Below are 13244 nucleotides of genomic sequence, written 5' to 3' on the forward strand. Positions count from 1 at the left end.
TCGCCATGATCCAACTTCAGTATGAAATACTGGCCACAGCATATTTTCACGCCGATATCCTGTGGAGGGAAAAGACAATGACCGGAAGTGGTGCGCCAGCAGGCGATCCGTTCCAGCCGCATCTTGAATGGGGTCTGAAAACCTCGTTCGTGAGCTATATTTCTTCCCTCGCCGACGGACGCATTGAAGCTGCCAACGGGGTATGGCAGGCAGGCAACGCGTTGGCGTTCCCCGTCTCCCCCGCTGCAGAGGTACCGGAAAACGAAATCTGGTTCAACGGGCGTGTGTCCTTCTCCGGGCACGGCGGCATGATGAAGCTGGATCTCTTTGAACCGCGCATCGTGAACCATGACGAGAACATCAGCCTCACGATCGACGAAGCCGGCGAACGCGTTGCCATTGCCGAGCTCACCGAAACCAGCGTTTCGAACGCTTTCGGCTTGGTCAAGACCCGCTTCTCGGCGGTGCTCACCGAGGCAGGTTCGAAGCTGTTCAACGGCCAGTACCCTGCCGGCCAGCAGATGGAAGAAGTCGAGGTCGTGCTGCGCGGTTAGCAGCTCACCAGCAACAGGGCCCGGCACGAAAGTGCCGGGCCATTGGCATATCTATCACCCGTGTTCAGTTGCCGGGGCTGGTTTTCTTCATTTAGCAAGGTAGGTTCGGATCATGTCTAGAACTTTCCTGTCGAAGATCAGAATCCTGACTGCACTGAGCATGGCGATGATGGCTTTGTCTTTCGTCATGGCTCCTTCGTGGTTATTGCAGATCATCACGCTGGGTCTAGGCGCTTCGGCACTAATATCGGTCTTCGCCCGTATATGCCAAATAAGGCGCACAAGTGCCGACAACCAGTCACTTCTGCTTCCCTCGCTCGCCATCACCGCGGCAGGTGCATTCATCTTCCGGTTCTTCATCTTGTGGGCGACATCCAGGCCTGCAAGGTACGCCGACTACATGCCCGAGAACGGTGTACCGATCACGAATGGAATTGCATTGAACACGCAATTCTTCCAGTTGCTATCCATGGGATTGATCGTGCTCTTGCCGATCGCGTTCTTCGTCCTGCTGATGGTATTTTTTCGTGGAAAGAACATCATAAGCCAGGTGCATACCGCCAACTAGGGCGCGTACTGATATTCGGGGCTTCAGGATTCCCGGGAGAATTCTGAGGCACGCAATACCTGCTCTTCACTTAGTGCGTGGCCGGTGTACTTCTGAAACTGCGCCGCGGCCTGCAGGGCGATGACTTCTGCCCCGGTAATCACCTGCTTGCCAGCAGTTCGTGTTGCGCGGATCAATGGTGTTTCACTTGGGAAAGCCACCACGTCGAAGACGGTTCGTGCGGCTTCAATCTGCTGGGTGCTAAATGCGTGCTCCTCAGACTGGGCTCCGTCCATGCCCAGCGGCGTTACGTTCACAAGAATCTGGTGTCCTGGAGCCGGGTCAGCACTGGTAAATCGGTAACCGTATTTGTCAGCTAAGGCTTGGCCGGAAACTTCGTTACGTGCCAGCACCGTCAGGTCGTTGAATCCGGCTTCGCGGAAGGCGGCCACGACGGCCTTGGCCATTCCTCCGGAGCCTCGGACAAGCACGGAACTTTCAGGATCCAGCTGGTGGCGTTCGATGAGCGTCGCGATCGCCTCGAAGTCGGTATTTGAAGCAACCAGTCGCCCGTTGGTATTCACGATGGTGTTCACCGAGTCGATTGCCTTGGCCGAAGGCTCAATCTCATCGACCATGTTCATCACGCCTTCCTTGAAAGGCATGGATACCGAACAGCCACGAATGCCCAAGGCCCGGACCCCAGCGATGGCACCAGCGAGGTCTTCGGTCGAGAAGGCCTTGTAGATGAAGTTCAGCCCGAGTTCTTCATACAGGTAATTATGGAACCGGGTGCCGATATTAGATGGTCGACCAGATAACGAAATGCATAGGGTCATGTCCTTGTTCAAAATAGGCACGCGTTGCTCTCCAAATACTGTCGTCGGTTCACTTCCCAATATACGTGGCGATACGCGGCGGATCCTTTCATGAACCGGCAATGGCGACTAGCGTCTTGGCCTATGAACAACGAACTTGATGACGGCCCGTTCTTCCACGGCACGAAAGCCGAACTGCAGCCAGGAGAAGTCTTGACTGCCGGATTCCCGTCGAATTATCGTCCGGAAATCATCATGAACCACATCTACTTCACCGCATTTGCCGATGGCGCGGGGTTGGCCGCCGAAATTGCGGCCCTGGAGGGGACCGCCCATGTCTATGAAGTGGAACCGACCGGGGCGTATGAAAATGACCCGAATGTCACCGACAAGAAATTCCCGGGCAACCCCACGCGCTCCTACCGCAGTGCGCACCCCGTACGGGTGATCCGTGAAGTCCACGATTGGACCCGGCTGTCGCCCGAAGCCTTGCAAAGCTGGCGTGTACGCATCGCAAGGATCGCCGATGACCCCACTGCCGAGATCATCAACTAGCCTTCGCACGCAAATAGGCGGTGTCCGATGCCTGGATAGGCACCGAGCACCGCCGGGGAATGCTGGAGAACGCAGTCTCCGTCAGCCCTTGATGATCTGCGGCTGGGCCAGGGACTTCAAGCCGTCAATACCGAATTCCAGGCCGTAACCGGACTGCTTGGCGCCGCCAAATGGAATGCGCGGGTCGATGGTGCCGTGCGAGTTGATCCACACGGTGCCTGCCTGGATCTGCGCCGCGACTTCCAGTGCCTTCTCCCGGTTGCTGCTCCATACCGAGGCTCCGAGCCCGACTTCCAGGGCATTGGCGTGCTTGACCGCTTCGGCCGTGTCCTTGACCTTGATGATCGGCAGGGCCGGGCCGAATTGCTCCTCGACCACCAGCGGGTTGCCCGGGTCGATGTCGGCAATGAGCGTGGTCGGGTAGAAGTAGCCGGCCGCGTTTTCATCGGGGTTGGCACCGAGCAGCACCTTGGCACCGGAATCCACGGCATCCTTGACCAGGGAAGCGACAATGTCGTACTGGGCCTTGTTCTGCAGCGGGCCGAGCACGTTGTTCTCGTCGAGGCCGACACCCATGGGCATCTGCGCGGCGACGCCGGCCAGTGCATCGCACACCGCGTCGTAGATCGATTCGGGCACGTACAGGCGCTTGAGCGCGGCACAGGTCTGGCCGGTGTTGATGAAGGCACCCCAGAACAGGTCTTCGGCGATGGCCTGCGGATCGGCGTCTCCGAGCACGATGCCGGCGTCGTTGCCGCCCAGTTCCATGGTCAGGCGCTTCACGGTATCGGCCGAGGAGCGGATGATGGCCTTGCCGGTGCGGGTGGAGCCGGTGAACATGATCTTGGCGATATCCGGATGGCCCGAGAGCCTCTCGCCGACCTCGCGTCCGCCAGCCACGATCTTCAGCACGTCTGCTGGCAGCACTTCGTTGAGCACGTGGACCAGGGCCAGGACCGAGAGCGGGGTGTATTCGCTGGGCTTCATCACCACGGTGTTGCCCATGCGCAAGCTCGGAGCCAGCTGCCAGATGGAGATCATCATGGGCCAGTTCCACGGGCCGATGGCGCCCACTACGCCCAGTGCGCGGAAGTGCTTGGCTGCATAGGTTTCGCCGTCGTCCACGACCACTTCCGGCTCGATTTCGTAAGCGGTGGCGGCGCGCAGCCAGGCGGCTGCTCCCCCGACCTCGAAGCGCGCATTCGGCCCGTTCAGCGGCTTGCCCTGCTCACGGGAGAGCAGCTCGGCGAGCGCTTCCGCATTGGCTTCGATATTGTCCGCGGCCGCATTAAGCACGCGCTTGCGCTCGTCGTGGCCCAAGGCATCCCAGGCCGGCTGGGCGGACTTTGCGGCGGCAACGGCCGCGTCGAGATCGGCGGCACTCTGCTCGGCAACACGGCCAACCAGTTCACCGGTTGCCGGGTCCAGGATTTCGGTGCCACCGGTTGCTGGCTGGATCGCATCCAGCAGTTCTTGGGCGTTTGCGTAAGCCATCTTTGAGCTCCTTGGTAATGAGTTGTTAGGTGACGGGAAGTTTTTCGGCCATCGGTGCACGCCGTTTGGACGAGCGGATGACCAGTGCCAGCACCCATGCGATGAGGCCAGGCAGGATCACGATGCCTTGCAGCACATAACCGAGCATTCCCGGTTCTGCCATGCCAAGCAAGATTTCGAAGTTGATGACGATTTGAGCGAAGACATAGACCAGGGCGATGCCCGAGACCAGCGGAGCGATCACCCGGGTTATCAGGGATTCTCCGCTGCGGTTCGCCTTGAAGTATCCGATGACGGCAAAAGAGGTCAGTGCCATGAGCAGCACCAGCCCGTAGGCCGCCGAGTTGGTCATCCAGGTGAACATCGTGAACACGACATACATCGGATCCTTGCCATGCGAGATCACCGCGAAGACGGCGATAACCGCCAGTCCGAGGGTGGACTGCGCCAGCGAGCCTGCAACGGGGGCGTGGGTGGTGCGCGAAGTTGCGGCAAGGAACTTCGGCAGCGCCCCGCCGCGGCCCATGGAGTAGAAGTAGCGGGCAATGACGTTGTGGAAGGCCAGCAGCGCGGCGAACAGGCTGGTGATGAACAGGATGTTGGCCAGATCGACGAACCAGGCTGGCGCGTTGGCGCCGAAGAACGCGAAAATCAGGTCGGGGCCGAATTCTGCCGAAGCGCCGATGACGTTCGAGGCGCCTTCGCCGACAGCTACGGCGAAGGCCGAAAACGCGTAGAAGCAGGCGATGATGACGACCGCGATCATCGTGGCACGCCGGGCGGTGCGTGCTGGATCCTTGACCTCTTCGTTGTAGATGGTTCCGGATTCGAAGCCCATGAAAGCGGCGATGGTGAAGGCCATGACGGCGCCCATGCCCGGTGCGATGGCGTCAGCCATGTTGAAGGATGCGGCCGGCTGCGGCGCTTCGGGAGCCAGCACGAAGGCCATGATGTTGTAGATGATGACGACGAGGAATTCTGCGGCCACGACGATGCCCAGGATCTTGACGGAGAAGTCGACCCGGTTCATGCCCAGGAAGCCGACAACTGCCCAGGCGGCCAGGGCCATGGCCCACCATGGGATGGCGGTGCCGAAGGACGCATTGGCAAAGGATGCCGCGGCGAATCCGAACATGCCGTAGATGCCGATCTGCATGAGGTTGTAGCTGACCAGGGCGACCATTGCCGCTCCCACGCCCAATGCCCGCCCCAGCCCCTGGGCAATGTAGGCGTAGAAGGCGCCGGCGTTCGGGATGTAGCGGCTCATCGCGGTGTAGCCGATGCTGAAAACCAGCAGGATGGCACCGACCATGAGGAAGGACAGCGGCACGGATTCCATGCCGGTCACCGCGTAGTTGGTAGTCACGCCGCCAGCCACGGCGGTGAGCGGTGCGCTGGCGGCAATGATCATCACGACCAGAGCCGGCACCGTCAGTGTGCGTTGTTCGAGTCCCATTCGATCCCCCATTTGCCGAGTGCTTGGATATCAGCATCGCCCAAGTGCTCGGGCTTGTCCTTGGCATTGAGTGCAGGACCATTGGCTCCGCGTGCACAAGAGTGTCCTGCGCCTCAGCCGGCGCAGCGGTATTTGCCCGGGGTGGAACCGAATTCCTTGGAGAACATGCGGCTGAATCCGGCCGCATCGGCAATCCCGACCCGGGACCCGATGGCTTGGACGGGCAGTTCGGCCAGCAGCGGGTCGCGCAGCAGGCGCGCGGCCTCGCGCATCCGCAGATGGCGGATCAGGGCGGCAACACTGAGCGGCTGGTTCTCGAAAAGCGCGTGCAGGCTGCGCACGGACATGAAGTGGGCGGCAGCGATGCGTGCAGGTCCCAGGTCGGGATCATCCAGGTGCGCGCCGATGTAGCTGGTGGCCAATTCGCGCTGCCGCTCCTTGGCATCGCCATGGCACTCGGCGCCCAGCGCCCCGCCCAGGGCAGTTGCCAGCAGGTCCACGGTATTGCGCGCCAGCTGGTAGCCGCCGAATTCATCCCATTGGGACAGATTGGCGCCAAGATGGCGCAGCAGCGGGGCGACGGTTCCCGATAGCGGGTGGGTTTGCCTCAGGGCGACGGCGGTGAGCTGGCCGACCTGCTGCTGGGACAGGCGGAACAGACCATGGGGAACCAATGCGACGAGCACCGACGCCGGCTTTTCAAAGGCCAGGGTGTAGGGGCGCTGCGTGTCATAGATCGCCAGGTCCCCTGGCGCCAGCAGGGTCTCGCGACCGTCTTGGATCAGCAGCCCGTAGCCATCGAGCTGGTAGGAGACCTTGTAGAAATCCCCGTCGCCGCTGGAAGTCAGGTTCTCGGTTCGTTGCACTGCGTGGGGTTTGGCATGTATGCGCATCAAACCGATATCGCCGAGCATATTGGCACCCAGCGTGGCGGTGAAGTGGCCGCTGGAAATCTGCTCGCTTTGCAGCCTGACGAAGGCGTCGGAAATGAGCCGCGACCACGCGGTGAACGAATCGACGTGCTGAAGTTGGTACATGCTTGCCTCCCCATTGAAGCCCATCAACTGTGTCGGGCATCACGAATGAGAGTACGCCGAGCGAAGCGAAAAGTCACTATTTTCTTCGCGCGGAGAATATCCGCCTAGCTCTGGGGGTGCAGGCGGCGCAACGCATCCAGGCGGTATTGCAGCTGCGCTTCGAGCGACTCGGCAGTGTTGACAGCTTCATCGAGCACGCTGCTGGCCTGAGCGCCCATCAGGAAATTGATCATCGAGTCGCGGGCAACACGCGCCGCGGGATGCTCCGGACCCAGCAGCTGCCCAAGCCACTGGTCGATGAGCTCGCGCCACCGGTCCATGGTTTGCGCATTGACCGCAGCCAGCGCACGGTCCCCGAGGGCCAGATGCCAGAAGTGCACAGCAATGCGGGCTTCATTGCGCCGCAGCTCATCAAGCGGGAGCACTTCGCGCGAGAACGCCTCCAGCGCACCCAGCCCGGCTTGCCCCTGGCACATGCGGGCGATGCGCCGGTCGGTAGCCTCGGCCACGTAGCGGAACGTGGCAACCAGCAGCGAATCGCGCGTCGGGAAGTAGGGCTTGAAGGCGCCATTCGAATAGCCGGCTGCGGCCGCCAAGTCACGCAGATTCAGCTTCTCGATGCCTTGGCGGGCAATGAATCGCCAAGTGACTTCGACAATCTCCCGGCGACGCTGATCATGGTCCACGATTTTCGGCATGGTTCAAGATTAGCGAAAAACAATTTATTTCAGGCAAGGGCTTGCGTCACATTGACCCCGTCCGTATTCTCTACAACTAGAGAATAATAAATGTCGCAGATCACACTTCAGTGCCGAAGGAGCCAATCCCATGCCAATCACCACCACCACGGATTTCACCCTGCTCAGCGAAGCAGAGATTGCCACCGCCAAGGAATTGCTGGTCAGCCACCAGCTTTTCACCGAGAACACCCGCATCGCCTACATGGGCCTGGAGGATCCACGCGCTGACCGCCCCGGACGTTTTGTCCGCGTCATGCTCATGGACAAGCTGGCCAACTCACCCAAGGACGTCGTCCTGGACTTGGTCGGGCAGGCCGTGCACTCCCGCATCGACCTGGATCCGGCCAAGGTGGGGCAGATGCCCGTGCTGCTGGAGGAATTCGAAATGGTGGAGGCCATCCTGGTTGCCGATCCGCAGTGGGCGGCCGCTCTGGCCAAGCGCAACCTGACGCCAGAACAGGTGCGCGTTGCCCCGCTCTCCGCAGGAGTCTATGAGGACGAGTACCCGCAAGAAGCCGGGCGCCGCATCCTGCGCGGCCTGGCCTTCCGCCAGGATTTCGCCGAAGACTCCGCCTGGGCCCATCCCGTTGATGGACTGGTGGTTTACATTGACACCATCGCCGGAAAGATCGACCAGTTGCTGGACCTGGAAGTCATCCCGGTGCCCGAAACCCACGGCAACTACACGGATCCGGAACTCACTGGCCCGGTGCGCACCACCCAGAAGCCCATCGAGATCACCCAGCCTGAGGGCGCCAGCTTCACGGTCAGCGCAGGCAACCACGTCGAGTGGGAGAAATGGTCGCTGGATATCGGTTTCGACATGCGTGAAGGGCTGGTGCTCTACAACATCGCCTTCAACGATCGGGGCACCGAACGCCGCATCCTGGATCGTGCGTCCATCGCGGAAATGGTAGTCCCCTACGGGGACCCTTCCCCGGTGCGCAGCTGGCAGAACTACTTCGACACCGGCGAGTACCTGATCGGGCGCCTGGCCAACTCGCTGGAGCTGGGCTGCGACTGCCTGGGCGAAATCCACTACATCTCCCCTGTGGTCACCGACGCCGATGGCAATGCGCAGAAGATCACCAACGGCATCTGCATGCACGAGGAAGACGCCTCGATCCTCTCCAAGCACGCCGATGACTGGTCAGGCGTGAAGTACACGCGCCGCAACCGCCGCCTGGTGATCAGCTTCTTCACTACCGTGGGCAACTACGACTACGGCTTCTACTGGTACCTGTACCTGGACGGCACCATCGAATTCGAGGCCAAGGCCACCGGCATCGTGTTCACCTCGGCCATGCTCGACGAGCGCTACTGCTCGGAAATGGCGCCTGGCCTGGGCGCGCCCTTCCACCAGCACATCTTCGGCGCCCGGCTGGACTTCGCCCTGGACGGCGGACCCAGCCGCGTCATCGAAGAAGAAGCCGTGCGCCTGCCCATCAGCAAGGAGAACCCCCGGGGCAACGCCTTCACCCGCAGCCACACGGTGCTGGCTACCGAGAAGCAGGCGGTACGCGATAGCAATCCGACCGCCGGCCGCACTTGGGTGGTGACCAACCCGGATTCGAAGAACTACCTCGGCAAGCCGGTGGGCTACAAGCTGATGTCCCAGGGACTGCCGACCCTGCTGGCCGCCGAAGGATCCTCCATCCATCGTCGCGCAGAATTCGCCTCCAAGGCCCTGTGGGTGACCAAGCGGGAGGACGGCCACCGCTATCCAACCGGTGACTTCGTGAACCAGAACCCGGGCGTTGACGGCATTGGCTCGTGGATCGAGGACGACAAGAACATCGACGGCGAGCAGATCAGCCTGTGGCACACCTTCGCGTTGACCCACTTCCCGCGGACCGAGGACTGGCCGATGATGCCTGTGGACACCGTTGGCTTCACCATCCGCCCCGAGGGCTTCTTCGACCGCTCCCCTGTCCTTGATGTTCCAGCCCCGGTCCAGCACGGCTGCTGCGCCACCAAGGAATCAGACGGTTGCTGTGGCAGCGGCGACTAGCCATGCGGCCAGGGTGCCGGCCGGACACATTGCCCTGGGAGCCGCGTCGCTGGGCCTGGCCGCAACCCACCTGCTGGTTCTGGTTCTGATGCCGCACTCCCTGTGGTGGAACCTGGCATTGCTTGCCATGACCTTGTGGTGCATCAAATGCTCCTGGTGCGTGCTGCGCGGCGGTTCTCCCCTGCGCCTGCTGGTGATGAGCGCGCTCATGGGCACCGCCCATGTGGCGATGGTGATCGGCATGCCGTGGTTTGGCGGCCATCACGCGTCCCACGCTGCGCACGGCGCCCAGCATGCACCGGTGATGCTGGCAGTTGCGGCCGCCGAATTCCTCCTGATGTTCGGCGCGGCTTGGCTCAGCCGCCATTTCCCGGGACGGGCGCATCAATTCACTAGCGGTAAACCGGTCGCGGTTCCCGCATGACCAGGCCCGGTCTTCGAAGCAGTGCTTTGCTGTTTCGAAGGCCGGGTTTCGGCTTGGCTTCGGGACCTTGACAACCCCGAGCGGCGCAGGCTTAGATGAGTAATGAATCACATTCAATTTGTATTCATCTTTCCGAGAAGAGGGATAGCCTTGGCCGCCGATTGGCACTCAACTGGCATCCCCGGTGCCCAGCAGACGGCAAAGCCGCACGGACCACTGGTCGTTCCCCTGCCTCGATAGCGCCTGCCGAACCCGCTACCTTCGAGGAAAGAACTAATGAACAGCACCAATGACCTGACTTTTGACAGGCATGAAGCCGAAGTCTCCCCCACCCTGATCTCCCGAGCATTGGCCGGCGCCAAGCGCACCAGCTACTGGCTGGATCATGAGCACCGCCCCGCACCCCACCCGGCGCTGCATGGCTCACTCACCGCCGACTTGCTGATTATCGGCGGCGGCTACACCGGATTGTGGACCGCGCTCCAAGCCAAGGAACAGAACCCCGGCCGAAAAGTTGTACTGATCGAGGGCCAGCGCTTGGGCTGGGCTGCTTCCGGGCGCAATGGCGGCTTCTGCGAAGCCTCCCTGGTCCACGGCGAGGCCAACGGAGAAAACCATCTGCCCAAGGAAAATGCGCTGCTTGCGGAATTGGGCAGGAAGAACCTCGACGAGTTCGAAGCGACGGTGCGCCGCTATGCGATGGACGTGGACTTCGTCCGCGAGGGCGCGCTCAGCGTGGCCACCGAACAGCATCAGATTGCGTGGGTGGCCGAGGAAGCTGAGGCACCGGGTGTCGACTACCTCGATGCCGGCGCGGTAAGGCAACTGGTCAATTCGCCAGACTTCCTGGCCGGCGCCCGTGACCATGATTCAACCGCGCTGGTCCACCCCGCCAAGCTGGTCTGGGAGCTTTCCCGCGTCTGCAGCGAATTAGGCGTCGAATTCTACGAGCATACCCACGCCGTGGAGATGAACAATGCCGGCACGCAGGTGCAGGTGCTGACCGCCGACGGGCAGATCACCGCCAAGCACGTGGCCCTGGCAACCAATGTTTTCCCGTCTCTGCTCAAGCGCCACCGCTCCCGCATTGTGCCGGTATACGACTACGCGCTGATGACTGAACCGCTCACTGCGCAGCAGCGCGCGGCCATCGGCTGGGATGGCATGGTGGGCTTGGCCGACCTGAACAACCGGTTCCACTATGCCCGCCCAACCACCGACGCCGAAGGGAACTTCCGCATTCTCTACGGCGGCTACGACGCGGTCTACCACTTCGGGGGCAAGGTCCGCTCCAGCTACGACACCAACCAGCAGACCTTCGAGAAGCTCGCCGCGCATTTCTTCGGCAGCTTCCCGGACCTCTCACAGGTGAAGTTCTCCCATGCATGGGGTGGCGCCATTGATACCTGCTCCCGCTTCTTCTCCTTCTTCGATCTGGCCTACGGCGGCAAGGTGGCCTACTGTGCAGGCTTCACCGGCCTCGGTGTCGGCGCGACCCGTTTCGGTGCAAGGGTCATGCTGGATCTGCTCTCGGGCCAGAAGACCGAGCTGACCGAATTGGAACTGGTGCGTACCAAGCCGATCCCATTCCCGCCGGAACCTGCCGCATGGGTGGGCGTGAACCTGATGACAAGCCAGCTGGTCAAGGCCGATCGCAATCGAGGCGAGCGCTCGGCCTTCTTGAAGCTGATGGATAAGATCGGAATGGGGTTCGATTCCTGATGCCTGAAAGAATACTTCAAGCCGGCATCGTCCAAGCCGATGCCCTTGAGGTCAAGCATGTTGCCATCGGCGACGAGCAGGTGGTCGCCGGTCAGGCATCCGCAACCGCAGGCTACCGCGAGCTGGGCACCCTCGGGGATGCAGGAATCGGCGTCTGGGAGATGTCCCGCGGCGCCATGCAGGATATTGAAGCGGACGAGTACTTCGTGGTGCTTGCCGGGTGCGCGACGGTGCAGATTCTGGAAGCCGATGGTTTCGGCGCCCAAGAACTGGTGCTGGTTCCAGGCAGCGTTGTCCGGCTTCATGCGGGCATGAGAACCCGTTGGATCGTCACCGAAACCCTGCGCAAGATCTATTTCACCCTCTGAATCCCCCTAGGAGAATTCACATGGCCTACTACGATAGTTCCCTTGGACACCAGTTCATCAATGGCCAGCAGGTCCGCGGGCACGGCCCGGTGCTGGAGCGCGCGAATCCAGCCACCGGAAAGAAGCTGCTGGACGTGGATACCGCGACCGGCGAGCAGGTTGACCAGGCGGTGCAGGCGGCCGCCGGCGCCTTCAAGGCCTGGTCCAGGCTGACCCCGGGCGAACGGGCCGACCACCTGCTGGCATTCGCTCGCGAACTGGAAAAGCATGCCGATGAAATCGCCGTCCTGGAAACCGCTCAGACCGGCAAGAGCATCCGCATGTCGACCCAATTCGATGTGCCCGGTTCCATCGACAACGTGAATTTCTTTGCTGGCGCTGCACGCAATTTGCAGGGATTGGCCGCCGGGGACTATGCGGGCAACACCACCTCGATGGTTCGCCGTGAAGCTATCGGCGTGATCGGTTCGATCAGCCCGTGGAACTACCCGCTGCAGATGGCTGCGTGGAAGGTCCTGCCAGCGATTGCCGCCGGCAATACGATTGTGCTCAAGCCCAGCGAGCTGACCCCGGGCACCTCGGTGCTCTTTGCCCAGGCCGCCAAGGATGCCGGTTTGCCGGACGGCGTGATCAATATTGTCGTTGGCGACGGGCCCAGCGTTGGTTCGCCCCTAGTGCGCCACAAGCTGGTGAAGATGACTTCGTTCACCGGTTCTACCGCCGTGGGCCTGAAGATCATGTCCATGGCGGCCGAGACCGGTACCCGGGTTCATCTTGAACTCGGCGGCAAGGCGCCGATGGTGGTCTTCGATGATGCCGATATCGAAGCTGCCGCGCATGGTGCGGTGGCCGGCTCGACGATCAATTCCGGACAGGATTGCACCGCCGCCACCCGCGCGTACGTGCATTCCTCGGTCTTCGAGAAGTTCACCAGCAAGGTGGCCGAACTGATGGAGGCCATGGTGGTGGGAGATCCGGCCGATCCCGATACCGACATGGGTTCGATGATCAGCGAAGCCCACCTGCAGAAGGTTTCCTCGATGGTTGAGCGTGCCAAGGATGCCGGAGCAACGGTGCTTGCCGGAGGCCGGCAGCTTCCGGGCGATGGCTGGTTCTACCGTCCTACCCTGGTGGTGGGAGCTGCGCAGGATTCAGAGATCGTGCAGCAGGAAGTCTTCGGCCCGGTCCTGGTGGCGTTGGCATTCGATACCGATGACGAAGCCATCGAATTGGCCAACGACACCCCGTATGGCCTGGCGGCGAGCGCATGGACCAAGAACGTTGACCGCGCGATGCGTGCCAGCGCCGAAATCCAGGCCGGTTGCGTGTGGATCAACGAGCATATCCTGATCGTTTCCGACATGCCGCATGGAGGCTACAAGGCTTCGGGGATGGGCAAGGACATGAGCCAGTATTCCTTCGATGAGTACACCAATGTCAAGCATGTGATGATCTCCCATGATCCCGCGGCCCATCGCGAATGGCAGGATACGGTCTTCAAGCAGCGCTAGGTCCAGA

At 61.6% G+C, this 13244-nt stretch carries 13 protein-coding genes; 8 read left to right on the top strand and 5 right to left on the bottom strand.

The genetic code is table 11. The annotated features are described in order from the left end of the window. The first annotated feature begins 77 nt into the window (after window positions 1-77). Window positions 78-554 carry an HtaA domain-containing protein gene (locus ACWICV_RS07230; RefSeq protein ID WP_286134134.1) on the top strand — a complete coding sequence of 159 codons (477 nt, stop codon included), beginning with the start codon at window positions 78-80 and terminating at the stop codon, window positions 552-554. A 112-nt stretch (window positions 555-666) separates the two neighbouring features. After that, on the top strand, window positions 667-1122 hold the full coding sequence (locus tag ACWICV_RS07235; RefSeq protein WP_454090568.1) for a hypothetical protein: 456 nt from the start codon (window positions 667-669) through the stop codon (window positions 1120-1122). Between the two features lie 23 nt (window positions 1123-1145). On the opposite strand, the gene ACWICV_RS07240 is transcribed toward ACWICV_RS07235, so the two are convergent. Further along, window positions 1146-1961: a shikimate 5-dehydrogenase gene (locus ACWICV_RS07240; protein ID WP_454090567.1), complete on the bottom strand. Its 816-nt coding sequence runs from the start codon at window positions 1959-1961 to the stop codon at window positions 1146-1148. Window positions 1962-2063: 102 nt separating this feature from the next. Between ACWICV_RS07240 and arr the strand changes: the two genes are divergently transcribed. Then, the gene (gene arr / locus ACWICV_RS07245; RefSeq protein WP_402473434.1) at window positions 2064-2474 is read left to right on the top strand and encodes an NAD(+)--rifampin ADP-ribosyltransferase; all 411 of its coding nucleotides are present in this window, start codon (window positions 2064-2066) and stop codon (window positions 2472-2474) included. A gap of 81 nt (window positions 2475-2555) precedes the next feature. On the opposite strand, the gene ACWICV_RS07250 is transcribed toward arr, so the two are convergent. From ACWICV_RS07250 to ACWICV_RS07265, 4 genes are all read right to left on the bottom strand, one after another. Further along, window positions 2556-3968: an aldehyde dehydrogenase family protein gene (locus ACWICV_RS07250; RefSeq protein ID WP_454090566.1), complete on the bottom strand. Its 1413-nt coding sequence runs from the start codon at window positions 3966-3968 to the stop codon at window positions 2556-2558. Window positions 3969-3993: 25 nt separating this feature from the next. Next, window positions 3994-5424 (bottom strand): APC family permease, encoded by a 1431-nt coding sequence (locus tag ACWICV_RS07255; RefSeq protein WP_365943153.1) that lies wholly within the window; start codon window positions 5422-5424, stop codon window positions 3994-3996. Between the two features lie 113 nt (window positions 5425-5537). Further along, complete coding sequence (locus ACWICV_RS07260; RefSeq protein ID WP_332503671.1) at window positions 5538-6461, bottom strand: AraC-like ligand-binding domain-containing protein; 924 nt, start codon at window positions 6459-6461, stop codon at window positions 5538-5540. Window positions 6462-6565: 104 nt separating this feature from the next. Beyond that, on the bottom strand, window positions 6566-7159 hold the full coding sequence (locus ACWICV_RS07265) for a TetR/AcrR family transcriptional regulator (protein WP_454090565.1): 594 nt from the start codon (window positions 7157-7159) through the stop codon (window positions 6566-6568). 130 nt (window positions 7160-7289) lie between these two features. Here ACWICV_RS07265 and ACWICV_RS07270 point away from each other — a divergent pair, with 130 nt between their 5' ends. The 5 genes from ACWICV_RS07270 to ACWICV_RS07290 all read left to right on the top strand — a co-directional run bounded on the left by ACWICV_RS07270 (window position 7290) and on the right by ACWICV_RS07290 (window position 13237). Continuing rightward, entirely contained in the window at window positions 7290-9212 is a 1923-nt protein-coding gene (locus ACWICV_RS07270) for a primary-amine oxidase (RefSeq protein WP_454090564.1), read from the top strand. Further along, window positions 9196-9636: a hypothetical protein gene (locus ACWICV_RS07275; protein WP_365943179.1), complete on the top strand. Its 441-nt coding sequence runs from the start codon at window positions 9196-9198 to the stop codon at window positions 9634-9636. Before ACWICV_RS07270 ends, ACWICV_RS07275 begins: the two co-directional genes overlap by 17 nt. Window positions 9637-9912: 276 nt before the next feature. Next, the gene (locus tag ACWICV_RS07280; protein WP_402473442.1) at window positions 9913-11358 is read left to right on the top strand and encodes an NAD(P)/FAD-dependent oxidoreductase; all 1446 of its coding nucleotides are present in this window, start codon (window positions 9913-9915) and stop codon (window positions 11356-11358) included. Continuing rightward, on the top strand, window positions 11358-11726 hold the full coding sequence (locus tag ACWICV_RS07285) for a cupin domain-containing protein (protein ID WP_454090563.1): 369 nt from the start codon (window positions 11358-11360) through the stop codon (window positions 11724-11726). Before ACWICV_RS07280 ends, ACWICV_RS07285 begins: the two co-directional genes overlap by 1 nt. 20 nt (window positions 11727-11746) lie before the next feature. Next, entirely contained in the window at window positions 11747-13237 is a 1491-nt protein-coding gene (locus ACWICV_RS07290) for a gamma-aminobutyraldehyde dehydrogenase (protein ID WP_454090562.1), read from the top strand. The last annotated feature ends 7 nt before the right edge of the window (window positions 13238-13244 follow it).

The sequence above is a fragment of the Glutamicibacter sp. NPDC055354 genome (genome assembly GCF_053644955.1).